Origin of the sequence: Citrobacter sp. Ca225 (assembly GCF_030337175.1) — a bacterium.
Taxonomy (GTDB): domain Bacteria; phylum Pseudomonadota; class Gammaproteobacteria; order Enterobacterales; family Enterobacteriaceae; genus Citrobacter_A; species Citrobacter_A amalonaticus.
This window is the reverse complement of record NZ_JAOWCD010000078.1, coordinates 235,141-251,690: the sequence shown is the minus strand read 5'-3', so window position 1 is coordinate 251,690 and position 16,550 is coordinate 235,141. Positions and strand designations below refer to the sequence as shown.

Annotated in this window: 17 protein-coding genes; 8 read left to right on the top strand and 9 right to left on the bottom strand. The window is 53.4% G+C overall.

Translation table 11 applies throughout. The features are described 5' to 3' along the window. The first annotated feature begins 65 nt into the window (after positions 1 to 65). A complete protein-coding gene (locus tag OGW13_RS13900) occupies positions 66 to 305 on the top strand; it encodes a YobH family protein (protein WP_043001907.1) in 240 nt (79 codons plus the stop codon). Positions 306 to 416: 111 nt separating this feature from the next. Here OGW13_RS13900 and kdgR read toward each other — a convergent pair whose 3' ends face one another. Next, complete coding sequence (gene kdgR, locus OGW13_RS13895) at positions 417 to 1,208, bottom strand: DNA-binding transcriptional regulator KdgR (RefSeq protein WP_043000400.1); 792 nt, start codon at positions 1,206 to 1,208, stop codon at positions 417 to 419. 176 nt (positions 1,209 to 1,384) lie between these two features. Here kdgR and OGW13_RS13890 point away from each other — a divergent pair, with 176 nt between their 5' ends. After that, positions 1,385 to 2,758: an MFS transporter gene (locus OGW13_RS13890; RefSeq protein ID WP_287116225.1), complete on the top strand. Its 1,374-nt coding sequence runs from the start codon at positions 1,385 to 1,387 to the stop codon at positions 2,756 to 2,758. Positions 2,759 to 2,790: 32 nt separating this feature from the next. On the opposite strand, the gene htpX is transcribed toward OGW13_RS13890, so the two are convergent. The 4 genes from htpX to msrC all read right to left on the bottom strand — a co-directional run bounded on the left by htpX (position 2,791) and on the right by msrC (position 7,226). Then, positions 2,791 to 3,684 carry a protease HtpX gene (htpX, locus tag OGW13_RS13885; RefSeq protein WP_287116224.1) on the bottom strand — a complete coding sequence of 298 codons (894 nt, stop codon included), beginning with the start codon at positions 3,682 to 3,684 and terminating at the stop codon, positions 2,791 to 2,793. A 192-nt stretch (positions 3,685 to 3,876) separates the two neighbouring features. After that, entirely contained in the window at positions 3,877 to 5,925 is a 2,049-nt protein-coding gene (prc, locus tag OGW13_RS13880; protein ID WP_043000398.1) for a carboxy terminal-processing peptidase, read from the bottom strand. 19 nt (positions 5,926 to 5,944) lie between these two features. After that, positions 5,945 to 6,631: an RNA chaperone ProQ gene (gene proQ / locus OGW13_RS13875; protein ID WP_043000397.1), complete on the bottom strand. Its 687-nt coding sequence runs from the start codon at positions 6,629 to 6,631 to the stop codon at positions 5,945 to 5,947. A gap of 97 nt (positions 6,632 to 6,728) precedes the next feature. Further along, positions 6,729 to 7,226, bottom strand: coding sequence for a free L-methionine (R)-S-oxide reductase MsrC (msrC, locus tag OGW13_RS13870; protein WP_287116223.1), 498 nt, complete (start codon positions 7,224 to 7,226; stop codon positions 6,729 to 6,731). 130 nt (positions 7,227 to 7,356) lie between these two features. On the opposite strand from msrC, the gene yebS reads away from it, so the two are divergent. From yebS to OGW13_RS13845, 5 genes are all read left to right on the top strand, one after another. Then, the gene (yebS, locus tag OGW13_RS13865; RefSeq protein ID WP_043000395.1) at positions 7,357 to 8,640 is read left to right on the top strand and encodes a membrane integrity lipid transport subunit YebS; all 1,284 of its coding nucleotides are present in this window, start codon (positions 7,357 to 7,359) and stop codon (positions 8,638 to 8,640) included. After that, positions 8,609 to 11,242, top strand: coding sequence for a PqiB family protein (locus tag OGW13_RS13860; RefSeq protein ID WP_287116222.1), 2,634 nt, complete (start codon positions 8,609 to 8,611; stop codon positions 11,240 to 11,242). Before yebS ends, OGW13_RS13860 begins: the two co-directional genes overlap by 32 nt. Positions 11,243 to 11,319: 77 nt before the next feature. Further along, on the top strand, positions 11,320 to 12,759 hold the full coding sequence (gene rsmF, locus OGW13_RS13855) for a 16S rRNA (cytosine(1407)-C(5))-methyltransferase RsmF (protein WP_287116221.1): 1,440 nt from the start codon (positions 11,320 to 11,322) through the stop codon (positions 12,757 to 12,759). 114 nt (positions 12,760 to 12,873) lie between these two features. Then, positions 12,874 to 13,110, top strand: a complete 237-nt coding sequence (locus tag OGW13_RS13850; protein WP_161215572.1) for a YebV family protein — start codon at positions 12,874 to 12,876, stop codon at positions 13,108 to 13,110. 101 nt (positions 13,111 to 13,211) lie between these two features. Beyond that, positions 13,212 to 13,403 (top strand): YdfD/YebW family protein, encoded by a 192-nt coding sequence (locus tag OGW13_RS13845; RefSeq protein WP_043000391.1) that lies wholly within the window; start codon positions 13,212 to 13,214, stop codon positions 13,401 to 13,403. On the opposite strand, the gene pphA is transcribed toward OGW13_RS13845, so the two are convergent. The 4 genes from pphA to yobA all read right to left on the bottom strand — a co-directional run bounded on the left by pphA (position 13,404) and on the right by yobA (position 16,079). After that, positions 13,404 to 14,066 (bottom strand): protein-serine/threonine phosphatase, encoded by a 663-nt coding sequence (gene pphA, locus OGW13_RS13840; protein WP_090049235.1) that lies wholly within the window; start codon positions 14,064 to 14,066, stop codon positions 13,404 to 13,406. It lies immediately after the preceding gene. Positions 14,067 to 14,474: 408 nt separating this feature from the next. Further along, entirely contained in the window at positions 14,475 to 14,813 is a 339-nt protein-coding gene (locus OGW13_RS13835; RefSeq protein WP_043000379.1) for a YebY family protein, read from the bottom strand. 16 nt (positions 14,814 to 14,829) lie between these two features. Continuing rightward, the gene (copD, locus tag OGW13_RS13830; RefSeq protein WP_090049236.1) at positions 14,830 to 15,702 is read right to left on the bottom strand and encodes a copper homeostasis membrane protein CopD; all 873 of its coding nucleotides are present in this window, start codon (positions 15,700 to 15,702) and stop codon (positions 14,830 to 14,832) included. A 2-nt stretch (positions 15,703 to 15,704) separates the two neighbouring features. Beyond that, positions 15,705 to 16,079, bottom strand: coding sequence for a CopC domain-containing protein YobA (gene yobA, locus OGW13_RS13825; protein ID WP_043000377.1), 375 nt, complete (start codon positions 16,077 to 16,079; stop codon positions 15,705 to 15,707). Between the two features lie 137 nt (positions 16,080 to 16,216). Here yobA and OGW13_RS13820 point away from each other — a divergent pair, with 137 nt between their 5' ends. Continuing rightward, complete coding sequence (locus OGW13_RS13820; protein ID WP_042318454.1) at positions 16,217 to 16,447, top strand: DNA polymerase III subunit theta; 231 nt, start codon at positions 16,217 to 16,219, stop codon at positions 16,445 to 16,447. The last annotated feature ends 103 nt before the right edge of the window (positions 16,448 to 16,550 follow it).

The window sequence follows — 16,550 nt, the reverse complement described above, 5'->3', positions numbered from 1 at the left end:
ATTTACTTGTATCAATGAGCGTAAGCGCTAAGCTCAATCTAACTTATAGAAGAAAAGAGGTCATAATGCGTTTGATTATTCGCGCTATCGTGTTGTTTGCGCTTGTATGGATTGGATTATTACTCAGTGGGTATGGTGTGCTGATAGGCAGTCAGGAGAATGCTGCCGGGCTGGGGTTGCAATGCAAGTATCTCACCGCGCGAGGAACCGCCACCGCGCAATATGTTCATACCGATAGCGGTATCATCGGATTAACGGATTGTCCGATATTGCGCAAGAGTACCGTGGTCGTCGATAACGGTTAATATCCCATCGTCGTGAGTCGCGCCTGGCGTATTGCTTAAGCAGAATGTCACAGGATTAAAGCGGCCGGCGAAAATGCCGGCCGTTTCTTTACTATCGACAGCATGACATCGTCAGAACGGATAATCGTTGTAACCCATCTGCTCAGAGATTTTACGCGCCGCGGTATGCAGCATCGAAACGTAGTCATGCAGTTTTTCTTCAGAAAAACGCAGCGTGGGGAAGGAGATACTCAGCCCCGCAATCACGACGCCGAAACGATCGAATACCGGTACGCCAATGCAGCGTAAACCTTCTTCTTGTTCTTCGTTATCTTCGCCATAACCCTGTTCGCGGACTTTATCCAGCACCGGCAGCAATGCTTCCGTGGTGGTGATAGTGCGCCCGGTACTGCGCTTGTACTCAACGCCGTCCAGAATCTGCTTCACTTCGTCACGATCGCGCCAGGCCAGCAGCACTTTACCAATCGCGGTGCTGTAAAGCGGGTTGCGGCGACCCACACGCGAATACATGCGCAGGTTGTACATCGAATCAATCTTATGAATGTAGACGATGCTGTCTTCGTCCAGCGCGCCGAGGTGCACCGTCTCTTTCGTCAGACGAGAGAGTTCACGCATCTGGATGTCCGCACTGCGGATAAGGTCAACATTCTGTAGCGCGCGAGCGCCCAGTTCAAACAGTTTCAGCGTCAGAGAATACTTCTCGGATTCACCTTCCTGTGACACATATCCCAGTGTTTTCATGGTCTGTAAAAAGCGATAAACGGTGCTTTTTGACATCATGACGCGTTGTGATAACTCGGTAATCCCTATTTCGCGCTCTTCACCCAGCGCCTGCAGAATGCCAAAAACCTTCAGCACGGAAGATACAGAATCAGGCTGTTTATCCAGATCTGCGTTAGCCATCTATCACCTCATTACGAGTGTTTTATAAAAATCAGAACGATTTTTTATTATAATTTCATGGCCAGGCCCCCGCAATCCATCTTTGCTTACTTCGTTACAAATCTGCGATATAAAGCCTGAATATCAATGCTAAAATCACTACCCTGATCATATTCTTCGCAAAAACTATCAATCACATGAATAAATCCCAGGCCGACGGCCTGCCGCTTCCACAGCGATATGGTGCTATTTTAACCATCGTTATTGGTATTTCGATGGCCGTACTGGACGGTGCCATTGCCAACGTGGCGCTCCCCACGATAGCCACTGACTTACACGCCTCCGCCGCCAGCTCAATATGGGTCGTCAACGCCTATCAGATCGCCATTGTCGTCTCGTTACTGTCGCTGTCGTTTCTCGGCGATATGTTTGGCTATCGACGCATCTACAAATGCGGACTAGTGGTTTTTCTGCTGGCCTCACTGTTTTGCGCTCTCGCGGACTCGCTACAAATGTTGACGATAGCGCGTGTCGTTCAGGGGTTCGGCGGCGCGGCGCTGATGAGCGTCAACACGGCGTTGATTCGTCTGATTTATCCTCAGCGCCATCTGGGTCGCGGGATGGGTATCAACTCCTTTATCGTTGCCGTCTCTGCGGCCGCAGGCCCAACCATCGCGGCCGCTATCCTCTCAATTGCCTCGTGGAAATGGCTGTTTCTGATCAATGTGCCGTTAGGGATTATTGCGTTGATCCTGGCAATGCGCTTTCTGCCGCCTAATGGCTCACGCAGCAATAAACCGCGTTTTGACCTCCCCAGCGCCGTGATGAATGCGCTGACGTTTGGTCTGTTGATCACCGCACTGAGTGGTTTTGCACAGGGACAACCCATGACGCTGATCGGGGCCGAAGTGGCGGCAATGATGGTGGTGGGCTATTTCTTTATCCGTCGTCAGCTTTCATTACCGGTACCATTATTGCCGGTCGACCTGCTGCGTATTCCTCTTTTTTCACTGTCGATTGGCACCTCAATCTGCTCTTTCTGCGCGCAGATGCTGGCGATGGTCTCCCTGCCCTTCTATCTGCAAACGGTACTGGGGCGGAGTGAAGTAGAAACCGGTTTGTTACTCACCCCCTGGCCGCTGGCAACGATGGTCATGGCGCCGCTGGCCGGGTATCTGATTGAACGCGTCCATGCCGGTTTACTGGGCGCGCTGGGCCTGCTGGTGATGGCAAGTGGACTGTTTGCCCTGGTATTACTTCCTGCCGTGCCGTCCGATCTGAATATCATCTGGCCGATGATTCTCTGCGGTGCCGGGTTTGGTTTATTTCAATCCCCCAATAACCACACGATCATCACCTCTGCGCCACGTGAACGCAGCGGCGGCGCCAGCGGCATGCTGGGCACCGCCCGTCTGTTAGGACAAAGCTCAGGTGCGGCGTTGGTTGCGCTGTTGTTGAACCAGTTCGGAGATAACGGCACGCATGTTTCTTTGCTGATGGCAGGGATTCTGGCGACCGTGGCAGCGGTGGTGAGCGGTCTACGCATCACACAGCCCCGGGCACAGGCGTAAAAAAAGCGCGTCCATGGACGCGCTTTCTCTTCTTACCGACAGGCTTGCTTCAGGTATTCCCCACTGCGCAGCGCTTCGATACGTTTATCCAGCGGCGGGTGAGTCATAAACAGTTCGCTCAGCGATTTACCTTTACCATTGATACAGAAGGCCATCATGCTGGATGCTTCCTGCGGTTCGTAGCTGGTTTTCAGACGCTGAAGCGCAGCAATCATCTTTTCACGGCCGACCAGTTTGGCGGACCCCGCATCAGCGTGGAATTCACGGTGACGAGAGAACCACATGGTAATGATGCTCGCCAGAATACCGAACACCAGTTCCAGTACCATTGCGACCGCAAAGTAGATCATCGGGTTGCCATTGCTGCCTTCGCCTTCATCACGGTTACCACCGAGAAAACCAGCGGCGATCTGCGCCAGAATGCGCGAGATGAAGATAACAAAGGTGTTCACAACCCCCTGGATCAGCGTCATGGTAACCATGTCACCGTTCGCGATATGGCTAATTTCGTGAGCAATAACGGCTTCAGCTTCATCCGGGCTCATGTTTTGCAGCAGACCGGTACTGACCGCAACCAGAGAGGCATCACGGCGCGCCCCGGTGGCAAACGCGTTAATGTCCGGCGCATGGTAGATAGCGACCTGCGGCATGGCGATACCGGCCTGACGCGCCTGCGTGGCGACCGTATTCATCAACCAACGCTCTCTTTCGTTACGCGGTTGCTCGATCACTTCCCCACCGACGGAGCGTAAGGCCATCCACTTTGACATCAGCAGTGAAACGAAGGAACCACCGAAACCGAACAGCAGCGCCATAATCATCAGGCCCTGAACGCTGCTCGACTGAATCCCTGTCAGGCTCAGCACCAGCCCGAAAACGACCATGACGGCCAGGTTCGTCAACAGGAAAAGCGCGATTCGCATCATAATTTTCTTTTAACCTCAACTTAACAAAACGCACTATGCGATTACCCACATCGTATGGGTCGTACGGCTATTTTCAAGCATCAATGCCCGGTAAGTCACCAGAAAGACACAACTTTACATTTTTCTGCATCAGGCTGACGACTTCATGCGCTTGTTAAAAAAACAGGCACAATTTCTTGTGCCTGTATGAGGTTATTTCGTTGCGGTCGGTTGTACCGCGGGCTTCGCTTTCTCGAGCGTCGCCAGATCCAGCGCAATCTTCACCGTTTCATCAAGATACGGATCCGGTTCCTGGTAATCTTTTGGCAGGTCGTCCAGTTTCTTCAGAACCGGTTTTCCTTCTCGTTTAAACCGGTCATTGATTCGCGCCAGGCGCAGCGCATCATCTTCGTTATTCTCTTTTTCACGCTGTGCGTAATTCAGAGATACGATGTTGCGTTTATCCTTCATCGCATTGAAACGGGCGATATCCTTCATGATGTACTGGAACTCAGGATCCTGCGCGATACGCGCGTTATGATCTTTGAGTAATTCAGGGCCGAACGGCGTCAGATCGTCTGATTTCACATACGTTGCGGCATCGATGCTATCCCACGGCAACGCATTATCTTCAAATTTCTCACCGGTTTCGGTCTCTTCATTCCCCGTCGGCATGATGATATCCGGCGTGACGCCTTTACGCTGAGTACTGCCGCCATTCACACGATAGAACTTCTGGATCGTGTACTGAACGGAGCCCAGTGCGGGCCATTCTGGACGGAGCATCTGATCGTAAATACGATTCAGCGAACGATACTGCTGCACGGTACCTTTACCGAAAGTCGGCTCACCAACAATCAGCGCACGACCGTAATCCTGCATGGCCGCGGCGAAAATTTCCGATGCCGACGCGCTGAAGCGATCGACCAGAACCACCAGCGGGCCTTTGTAATACACAACACCATCGGTATCGCTGTCCTCACGGACTTTACCGTTGTTGTCACGAACCTGAACCACCGGACCGGAAGGAATAAACAGACCGGACAGCGAAACAGCCTCCGTCAGCGCCCCGCCGCCGTTGGTCCGCAGATCGATGACGATGCTGCTGACGTTCTGTTTTTCCAGTTTCTGCAACTGAACTTTGACATCGTCAGTCAGGCCAACGTAGAAGCCCGGGATATCCAGTACGCCGACTTTCTCTTTACCTACCGTCTTCACAGACATTTTAACGGCGCGGTCTTCCAGACGGATACGCTCACGCGTCAGTGTGACAATACGGGTTTTTGTGCCTTTGCCGGCAGGCAGAACTTCAAGACGAACCTTGCTGCCTTTTGGCCCTTTGATAAGCGCAACCACATCATCCAGGCGCCAGCCGATCACATCGACCATGCTCTTACCGGTCTGACCCACACCAACAATGCGATCGCCGACGCTAATCGCCTTGCTCTTCGCCGCCGGACCGCCAGCCACCATGGAGTTAATGACCGTATAGTCATCGTCCATTTGCAGCACGGCACCAATCCCTTCAAGGGACAGGCTCATCTCGGTATTAAACTGCTCGGTATTGCGTGGCGAGAGATAGTTGGTATGCGGATCGATTTCCCGCGCAAACGCGGTCATCGCCAGTGAGAAGACATCTTCACTGTTAGTTTGCGTCAGACGACGGATCGCGGATTTATAACGACGCGTCAGCGTCTCACGAATTTCTTTATCGTCTTTGCCGGTCAGTTTCAGACTTAACTCATCGAACTTCACCTTGCCGTCCCACAGCGCATTCAGCTCAGCCTCATCTTTTGGCCAGGGTGCTTTGCTGCGATCGAGATTGAAGGTGTCAGTCCCGGTGAAGTCCATCGGACGTTCCAGCACTTTCAGTGCGTACTGAAAACGCTCGAAGCGGCGTTTTTGCGCCAGATTATAGAGATCGTAAAAAACGTCGAGCTTACCCGAACGCAATTCGTCACCCAGTTGCCCTTTCTTCTTCGCAAACTGTTCGACATCCCCCGCCAACAGCACGTTGTGGCTGTAGTCGAGTAAATTCAGATAGCGGTCGAAAATTTTGGCGGAAAAGGCCGAATCGAGATCGAACTGACGGTAGTGAGAACGCGTAAAACGCGACGTGACGCGTTCACTCACCGTCGCGTGCTGGGTTTCTTCCTTAAGAACAGGAATCTGATCGGCACGCGTAATGTCGTCCACTGCGAAGGTCTGGCCTGCTATTGCAAGCAGGCCAGCTAACGCGGTAAGCCTAAAAAATGTGTTCATGCCAGGCCTGGCCTCCGTTTCAGAACACCAGGTGTTCTGCGCGTACAATCAAAGACATACCCGAATTCAGCTGTACACGGACGCCATCTTTGGTGATTTCTAATACGGTGGCATCCATCGCATCGTTGCCCGCTTTCACCTTCAGAGACTGTCCAACGCTCAGCGCTGAAATATCCGAAACCGGAGTCAATTTCTCTTCACGAGGTGCACGAGGCGCTTTCGCGGCAGGTTTTTCAGCACGCGGTTTACGCTCAGTCGCTTCTTTGCGGCGTGGTGCAGGACGCGGCTTACGTTCACGACGCGGGGCGTCTTCAGTTTCCCCTGCAGCAGCGGCAGCTTCACGTTTTTTCGCTTGCTGTTCTGCACGCTGCGCCTGAACGCGAGCTTTCGCTTCTTCAAGCTGCTTACGCGCATGTTCAACGTGCTGCTCATCCAGCTCACCGCACGGGTTGCCGTCGAGATCGACACGCGTTGCGCCCGGCTTAACGCCGTACAGATAACGCCAGCTTGAAGTATAGAGACGTAAAGCGGAACGAAGTTGCGTTTTGCTGAGGTTCATTTCGCCCTCAATACGCTCTACCAGATCCTGAAAAATGCCAATTTTCAGTGGGCGCGCTTCGCCTTCCGCACTAAAACACTGCGGAAAACGCTCGGCCAAAAACGCGATGACTTCTTTACTGCTATTCAACTTAGGTTGATTTTCCATGAAATTTCCTGATTACAACGGACGTAGCCAACAAGCAGCAGGCATGAACAGGCGTCATTATAATGACGCCATCAGTAATTGCTACGTTATCCGTTGATTATCCTGCGACGCTCGCAAAGAATTTTTTGTAATCCGTCATTGCAAGCACGGTTTCAAGCTGCGCAACGAGCCGGCGAAGCCCCTCTTCATCCTCAGCGGTGAAGCGCCCAAACGCCGTACTGTCGATGTCCAGCACGCCAATAATATGACCATTGACGGTTAATAGCAGGACAATTTCCGCATTACTGGCCGCATCGCAGGCGATGTGACCATCAAAGGCGTGAACGTCGTCAACCCGCTGCACCTGATTGTGGGCAACGGCTGCGCCGCACACACCGCGCCCCACCGGGATTCGTACACAGGCAATTTTGCCCTGAAACGGACCTAATACCAGCGTATCGCCCTCAAGCAGGTAAAACCCGGCCCAGTTCACTTGCGAAAGACGTTCGTATAACAGTGCGCTGGTGTTCGCCAGCGTGGCCAGAAAACTGGTCTCTCCTGCCATTAATGCCTGGAAATCGCGGTTCAGTTCCGCGTATAGCTCTGTCTTGTTCATTATATAATCACTTAGTTGTCTTACTCTGATACTGCCAGCCTATTAAAATAAGCATTAAATGCGTTAATGCTCAAGATCATTCCCGTCATGAGTTAAGATTACATAAATCTAACACTTTGATTCGCGATACATGGCTCTCAAGACACCCCAGATCACGCCGACAAAAAAAATAGCGATCCGATCCATCAGCGAAGCACTGCCTCGTGCGCACTATCAGCGTTGCCCTCAGTGCGATTTGCTGTTTAGTCTGCCGAAGATGCGTTCTCACCAGAGCGCATACTGTCCCCGCTGCCAGGCGAAAATTCGTGATGGCCGCGACTGGTCGCTGACGCGGCTGGGCGCGATGGCGGTCACCATGCTGTTGCTGATGCCCTTCGCATGGGGCGAGCCGCTGCTGCACATCTATCTGCTGGGCATCCGTATTGATGCCAATGTGATGCAGGGGATCTGGCAGATGACAAAGCAAGGCGATCCCATTACCGCGGCGATGGTGCTGTTTTGTGTCGCGGGCGCGCCGCTGATCCTCGTCACCGCAATTGCGTATCTGTGGTTCGGCAATATTCTCGGTATGAATTTGCGCCCGGTGCTGCTAATGCTGGAAAGGCTTAAAGAGTGGGTGATGCTGGACATCTATCTGGTGGGCATTGGTGTGGCATCGATCAAAGTTCAGGATTACGCTTTTTTGCAGCCGGGCGTAGGACTTTACGCCTTTATTGCGCTGGTGGTCCTGAGCATCCTGACGCTGTCGCACCTGAACATCGAACAACTATGGGAACGTTTTTATCCGCAGAGACCGGCAAAGCGTCCGGATGAACAGTTGCGCGTTTGTCTCGGCTGCCATTTTACCGGCTATCCGGACCCGCGTGGCCGCTGCCCGCGCTGCCATATTCCTTTACGCGAGCGCCGAAACCAGAGCATCCAAAAATGCTGGGCGGCATTGTTGGCATCGATTGTTTTGCTGCTGCCTGCTAACCTTCTGCCTATCTCGGTTATCTACGTGAACGGCGGACGACAGGAAGATACGATCATGTCCGGTATCCTGTCGCTGGCGAACAGCAATGTCGCCGTGGCCGCCGTGGTCTTTATCGCCAGTATTCTGGTGCCATTCACTAAAGTGATCGTCATGTTTACGCTGCTACTCAGCATTCAGTTCAAATGCGAACAGGGTTTACGCACGCGAATGCAACTCTTGCGTCTGGTCACGTGGATCGGTCGCTGGTCGATGCTGGATCTTTTTGTTATCGCTTTAACCATGTCGCTGATTAACCGCGACCAGATTCTTGCTTTTACTATGGGACCGGCTGCGTTTTATTTCGGCTCAGCGGTCATTTTGACTATTCTTGCAGTGGAATGGCTGGACAGCCGCTTACTTTGGGATGCACATGAGTCAGGAAACGCCCGCTTCGCAGACTGAAGCGCAGATTAAAACGAAACGCCGTATCTCACCATTCTGGCTACTCCCGCTGATCGCATTAATGATTGCGGGATGGCTGATATGGAACAGCTATGAAGATCGCGGTAACACTGTGACCATCGACTTCATGTCTGCGGATGGCATTGTCCCGGGCCGTACGCCTGTTCGCTATCAGGGCGTTGAGGTGGGTACGGTTCAGGACATCAGCCTGAGCAAGGATTTACGCAAAATTGAGGTGCGGGTCAGCATCAAGTCCGACATGAAAGACGCGCTACGCGAAGAGACGCAGTTCTGGCTGGTGACGCCTAAAGCGTCGCTCGCGGGCGTCTCTGGCCTCGATGCGCTGGTCGGCGGCAATTATATCGGCATGATGCCCGGTAAAGGTAAAGAGCAAGATCATTTCGTCGCCCTCGACACCCAGCCGAAATATCGGCTGGATAACGGCGATCTGATGATTCATCTCAACGCGCCAGACCTCGGATCGTTGAACAGCGGCTCGCTGGTTTATTTCCGCAAAATCCCGGTCGGTAAAGTCTACGACTACAGCATTAACCCGAACAAACAGGGCGTCACCATCGACGTGCTGGTTGAACGCCGATTTACCAATCTGGTGAAAAAAGGCAGTCGCTTCTGGAACGTTTCCGGTGTGGATGCTGACGTCAGCCTGAGTGGTGCGAAGGTTAAACTGGAAAGTCTGGCGGCCCTGGTAAATGGTGCAATCGCCTTTGACTCACCCGATGATTCAAAAACGGCAGAGCAAGATGATACCTTCGGCCTGTATAAAGATCTGGCCCACAGTCAGCGCGGCGTCATTATTAAACTTGAACTGCCGAGCGGCGAAGGACTGAAGGCTGATTCTACGCCCCTGATGTATCAGGGGCTCGAAGTCGGCCAGCTCACAAAACTGGATTTACAATCCGGTGGCAAAGTCACCGGTGAAATGACCGTTGACCCCAGCGTCGTAGCGCTGTTACGTGACGGCACGCGCATTGAATTGCGCAGTTCCAAACTTTCGCTCAGTGACGCTAATATCAGTTCGTTACTGACGGGTAAAACCTTTGAACTGGTGCCCGGCACCGGTGAACCGCGCAGCGAGTTCGTGGTCGTCCCCGGTGAAAAAGCACTGCTCCACGAACCGGACGTTCTGACCTTTACCCTGACCGCGCCCGAAAGCTACGGTATCGATGCAGGTCAACCGCTGATCCTTCACGGCGTCCAGGTGGGGCAGGTGATCGAACGTAAGCTGACCAGCAAAGGGGTCGAGTTTATTGTGGCGGTCGATCCGCAACATCGTGGCCTGGTCCAGGGTGACAGCAAATTCGTGGTCAACAGCCGCGTGGATGTCAAAGTAGGTCTGGATGGCGTGGAGTTCCTCGGTGCCAGCGCCAGCGAATGGATCAGTGGCGGTATTCGCATATTGCCCGGCAGCAAAGGGGAAATGAAATCAAGCTATCCGCTGTATGCCAACCTGGAAAAAGCGGTAGAGAATAGCCTGAGCGATCTGCCGACCACTACCCTGAGCCTGCGAGCGGAAACATTGCCGGACGTGCAGGCCGGCTCCGTGGTGCTGTATCGTAAATTTGAAGTGGGTGAAGTGATTACCGTACGCCCGCGCGCCGACGCCTTTGATATCGATCTGCACATCAAACCGGAGTACCGCAACCTGCTGACCAGCAATAGCGTCTTCTGGGCCGAAGGTGGCGCAAAAGTGCAGCTCAACGGCAGCGGGTTAACCGTGCAGGCCTCTCCCCTGTCGCGTGCGCTGAAGGGGGCGATCAGCTTTGATAACCTCAGCGGCGCCAGCGCCAGCCAGCGCAAAGGCGACAAGCGCATTTTGTATGCTTCCGAAACCGCCGCACGTGCGGTTGGCGGGCAGATTACCCTTCACGCCTTTGATGCCGGGAAACTGGCGGCAGGAATGCCCATTCGCTACCTCGGTATTGATATCGGACAGATCCAGACGCTTGAACTGCTCACTTCGCGCAACGAGGTACAGGCGAAGGCGGTATTGTATCCGGAATATGTGCAGACCTTCGCCCGTGGCGGGACGCGCTTCTCTGTGATTACGCCGCAAATCTCGGCCGCTGGCGTGGAACATCTCGACACGATCCTGCAACCCTACATCAACGTCGAGCCGGGTCGGGGTAATCCGCGCCGTGACTTTGAACTGCAAGAAGCGACCATTACCGACTCACGCTACCTTGACGGGCTGAGTATTGTGCTCGAAGTTCCCGAAGCGGGCTCGCTGGCGATCGGTACGCCGGTACTGTTCCGCGGGATTGAAGTTGGTACTGTCACCGGCATGACGCTCGGTACTCTGTCTGACCGCGTGATGATCGCCTTGCGCATCAGTCAACGCTACCAGCACCTGGTCCGCAACAACTCTGTCTTCTGGCTGGCGTCCGGTTACAGTCTGGACTTCGGCCTGACGGGCGGCGTAGTGAAGACCGGTACCTTTAATCAGTTCATTCGCGGCGGCATCGCCTTCGCCACGCCCCCTGGCACTCCGCTGGCGCCGAAAGCGCAGGCGGGTAAACACTTCCTGCTGCTGGAAAGTGAACCGAAAGAGTGGCGTGAATGGGGCACCGCGCTGCCACGTTAATATCCGGCTCCGGCGTGCTCGCGCCGGAGCCTTTATGCTACACTGCGCGCTTGTTTTTCTGCCGGTGGTACTCCCCCGTGACTCAACACGCTGTTTATTTTCCTGACGCCTTTTTAACGCAAATGCGCGAGGCAATGCCTGCGCACCTCTCTTTTGACGATTTTCTCGCCGCTTGTCAGCGTCCGTTACGCCGCAGCATCCGCGTGAATACGCTTAAGATTTCAGTGGCCGATTTTCTCACCTTAACCGCCCCGTATGGCTGGTCGTTGACGCCCGTTCCCTGGTGCGAAGAAGGTTTCTGGATTGAGCGTGAGGATGAAGATGCGCTGCCGCTCGGCAGTACCGCCGAACATCTGAGCGGTCTGTTTTATATTCAGGAAGCCAGTTCCATGTTGCCGGTTGCCGCCCTGTTTGCCGACGATAATTCCCCCAAACGCGTGATGGACGTTGCTGCCGCGCCTGGCTCAAAAACCACGCAAATCGCTGCGCGCATGGGTAATCAGGGCGCGATCCTCGCGAACGAATACTCAGCCAGTCGGGTGAAAGTGCTGCATGCCAATATCAGTCGCTGTGGGATCAGTAACGTGGCACTGACCCATTTTGACGGCCGCGTATTTGGTGCAGCGCTGCCGGAAATGTTCGATGCGATTTTGCTTGATGCACCTTGCTCGGGTGAAGGTGTGGTGCGTAAGGATCCGGATGCGCTAAAAAACTGGTCCGTTGAGAGCAATCTTGAGATTGCCGCAACCCAGCGCGAACTGATCGAAAGTGCGTTTCACGCCCTGCGCCCTGGCGGTACGCTGGTCTATTCAACCTGTACGTTGAATCGTGAAGAAAACGAGTCGGTGCTGGCCTGGCTGAAAGAGACCTGGCCGGAGGCGGTGGAATTTTTACCGTTGGGCGATCTTTTTCCTGAGGCGAATCAGGCGCTGACGGCAGAAGGTTTCCTGCATGTGTTCCCGCAGATTTATGACTGCGAAGGATTCTTCGTCGCCCGCCTGCGTAAAACGGCCTCCATTCCCGCACTGCCAGCACCGAAGTACAAAGTGGGCAACTTCCCCTTCACCCCCGTCAAAGGTCGCGAAGCCGCGAATCTGACCCAGGCAGCTAATGCCCTCAGTCTGCACTGGGGCGAAAACCTGCGCCTCTGGCAGCGTGATAAAGAGGTCTGGCTTTTCCCGGCGGAGATAGAACCGCTGATCGGCAAAGTCCGTTTCTCCCGGCTCGGCATTAAGCTGGCTGAAACGCATAATAAAGGTTATCGCTGGCAGCACGAAGCGGTCATCGCGCTGGCTGATGTCAATCATCGTTGTGCGTTTGAACTGTCTCAGCAGGAAGCCGAAGAGTGGTATCGCGGTCGCGATGTCTACCCGCAGACCGTCCCCACCACTGACGATGTGCTGGTGACCTTCCAGCATCAGCCGATTGGCCTTGCCAAACGGATCGGCTCGCGCCTGAAAAACAGTTACCCGCGTGAACTGGTTCGTGATGGCAAATTGTTTACCGGTAACGTCTGAAATCAGAAAATTTGCGCATTTTTTGACTGGCGCTTTTGCCTGCGTTGACTACGCTGAAAAATGGACGGCCTAACTGGTCGTACCACAATCAGCGAATTAACGGAGAGCACGATGATGAAAACCAGTGTGCGCATTGGCGCCTTTGAAATTGACGATGCCGAGTTACACGGCGAGTCGCCGGGAGACCGAACGTTAACCATTCCGTGTAAATCTGATCCGGATTTATGCATGCAACTGGATGCCTGGGACGACGAAACCAGCGTTCCGGCCCTACTGAATGGCGAACATTCGGTTCTTTTCCGTAAACACTACGATCGTAAGTCTGATGCCTGGATCATGCGTCTTGCCTGATTCAAAAAGAACCCGTCTGCCGGCGGGTTATTTATTTCCCCCTTCCCGCTTGCGTTAATTCCTCCTACACTTTTGTTATGGCTGTACAAAATGAGGATAGGATGTTCGCACTGGTTCTGTTTGTCTGTTATCTGGATGGTGGTTGCGAAGATATCGTAGTGGATGTTTACGATACAGAGCGGCAGTGCCTGTATTATATGGACGATCAACGGATTCGTCAGGGCGGCTGCTTTCCGGTTGAGGATTTTATCGATGGATTCTGGGCGCCCGCCCAGCAATACAGCGACTTTTAATCACTGTAGTTGTACCAGCGTTAACTCGCCGCCGAATACCGCTCCCGTATCGATGTAGTGCAGATTGTCGCTGTCTACACGTTGACGCAACGGCGTATGGCCAAACCAGAAATGGTCAGCGCCGGCGATAGCTGTCCCTTCTCCTGCCAGATGCGCACTCAGTCGCGCGCGTCGCCACAACACCTCCGTAAGGTTAACCGGCTTTTGCCACTGATAAATATCTTCCGGGTAATCGGCGTGGGCGACCACATGGGTCGCCTCGCGGCAATGCAATTCCAGGATCCACGGCAGATGCTGGCAGTATTCCAGTGCCAGCGTTGCATGATGCCGTTTCTGCTCAGGCAACGCCGTAAACCAGCCGCCACCATTCATCGTCCACAACGACCACTGTGACGTACGCAATGCATCTATCGCCATCTGTTCATGGTTCCCTCTGACTGCCACCATCCAGCGCTTATGCAGCAACTGCAGGCAGCGCAAACTGTCAGGACCGCGATCGATGAGATCGCCCACAGAGACCAGTAAATCTTGCCAGGGATCAAAGCGACAGGCCCGCAACTTTGCCATCAGCAGCGCAAAACAGCCGTGGATATCCCCGACCACCCAGATGTGTCGCCACTGTGCCCCTTCGATCATTTGGTAGATTTTTTCAGGCTGTTTCATGAGAGTTTTGTCCTCAGTCACGCCCTAACACAAATTTAACAATAGCAGCAAAAAACGCTGGACGTTTATGCCCAGGTGTGGGTATGGTTTACTCAGAATGATAAGTGCGAAATGCCATTAGGCTCAGGAAAAGCACCCGTTCTACAGATAAAAAGAGACCGAATACGATTCCTGTATTCGGTCCAGGGAAATGGCTCTTGGGAGAGAGCCGTGCGCTAAAAGTTGGCATTAATGCAGGCTAAGTCGCCTTGCCTTTTAAGAATAGATGACGACGCCAGGTTTTCCAGTCTGCGGCTTGCACGGCTGGAAAAAAACGGCGCTGATCACTGGCTGAAATGTAAAAACCGCAAGACGCTTTACAAAAGGCTTGCGGTTTTTTATTGGAAATCAGAAAGATACTTTTGGTAACTAACAGAGCTTTTCCGCTCGTTCGATAAACGGTGCCAGACTCATTTTTTCACCCGGTTTTGCCGGATCGTCAATCTGAATCACCGACAGGGGCTGCGCATTTGTTTTACCGCTCGCCACCTGCTCTTGTGCAACATCGTTTAACGGATACTGAACAAGCGTGCTGGGGTTAATCACATACAGCGCGTTTCCTGGCCGACAGGTCAGCATCACCTCTTCACGATTGAACGCCCATTTATCTTTACCGATTTCAAAACGGCTTACGGTGATGACCTGCGGTGCCGCCAGCGCAACCCCTGAGCTAGTCAGAAGCAGCAAAGAGAGAATCACTTTTTTCATGAATTTTGCCTGTCCTTCAGAACGGTTCCAGCGTCGCAAACACACTGACGATTGCCAGCACGACGGCGCCAACTCCCCATTCGATCTTCGTCATCCAAATAAAACACCGATTGATGCGTCGACTATCCTGCCGCATTCGTGGTACGAGAAGATACCGATTCGCCAGTGCGATTGCCACCATTAGCAGGACAAGTGCACATTTTAGCAAAAGCAGTTGCCCCCAGGCGGTCTGCCATGGCAGGGAAAAACCCTGAATAAACAGCAGATTGGTGATACCGGTGAGTAATACGCCCGCCACGGCAAGATGCCCATAGCGGGAAAAACGCATCATGGTGTAAACCGCCTGTTGCTGCCAGCGTCCTTTTGCCATGTGCATGCAATAAATCACCGGTAGCAGTCCTCCAAACCAGGTTGCAGCGCAAATCAGATGCATTGCATGGTTTGTCTGCTGGAGCGCACCAATAACCCCCGAGTGCAGTGTGGCATGCCCACCCCCCGTCAGCAGGGCAAACTGTGCGAGAGTTAAGAGCAGTAATAGTCGCGCTAAATCACGCGGCACAATCAACGCGACAACCAACGTAACCAGCGCCAGAACGATTTGCCAGAGCCACACACCGCCAAACTGAGTTTGCAATACCGCGCCCCAGACAGACACGGAGATAACATCCTGCCAGCCAGAGCCCATAAGCCCACCCTGGACTGCCAGCATCAGTAATGCACTCACAAAACCCCATAACGCAGCATGTTGTTGCAGGCGCAGGAAGCGTCTGCTCATCAGACGGCGGATCGATGCCGGCGCAAGCCATGCGCTGTAGAGCGCAGAGCCAAACACCAGCATCAGGGCGGTAAAATGGATGAAGCGGAGAACAACCCACGTCAGCGTCAGCATGTTTATTTCACACTAAAGGTGTACTGCCCTTTGGTTTTGTGTCCATCGACAGACACCACGTGCCAGTTCACCGTGTATTCGCCCGGCTTCAGCGTTTCATCAAGCGGGACGATGAGCTGTTTTTTATCCTGTTCGTTACGCTTTGCGGGACGGGTTCTGATTCCCTCTTGTTTTGGACCGGTAATTGTCGCTCCGCTGAATCCGGGCTCAATACCTTCAGAGAAATTAAGCGTCAGCGCCTGCGGCGCGGCGGTCACCTCGGCATCCGCCGCGGGATACTGGTGTGTCAGATGCGCATGCGCCCACACGGTGGGGGTTGCCAGAGCGGCTGCCAGAAAAAGGAGCGTATAGCGGAAAGTACGTGCAGGAGAGACCATATCAACTATTCCCTTTTGTAATGACTTATCCTGAGAGGATAACCTTCTATAATGTTCGCGTCGACAATCATCAATTGCGGCTTGCCATTGTGGTCGACTCTTAGTAACTTCTGCGCGCAAGATCGAAGGAGAAGCCCATGCACAAAAATCTGGCTCAGCTTGAACAGGCTGAAATGGACAAAGTAAACGTAGATCTGGCCGCTGCCGGCGTCGCGTTTAAAGAGCGCTACAACATGCCCGTTGTCGCTGAAGTGGTAGAACGTGAGCAACCTGCACATCTGCGCGACTGGTTTCGCGAGCGTCTGATCGCCCATCGTCTGGCGTCCGTTTCGTTGTCCCGTTTACCGTATGAGCCGAAACCTAAATAATTTTTCGGCGTGAAGTTACATATCCTTACATATTGCCTGCTACAGTATAAGTGCATTCTTATTCTATGATTTAAGGATGATTGTAGACACTATGAAAAGGAAG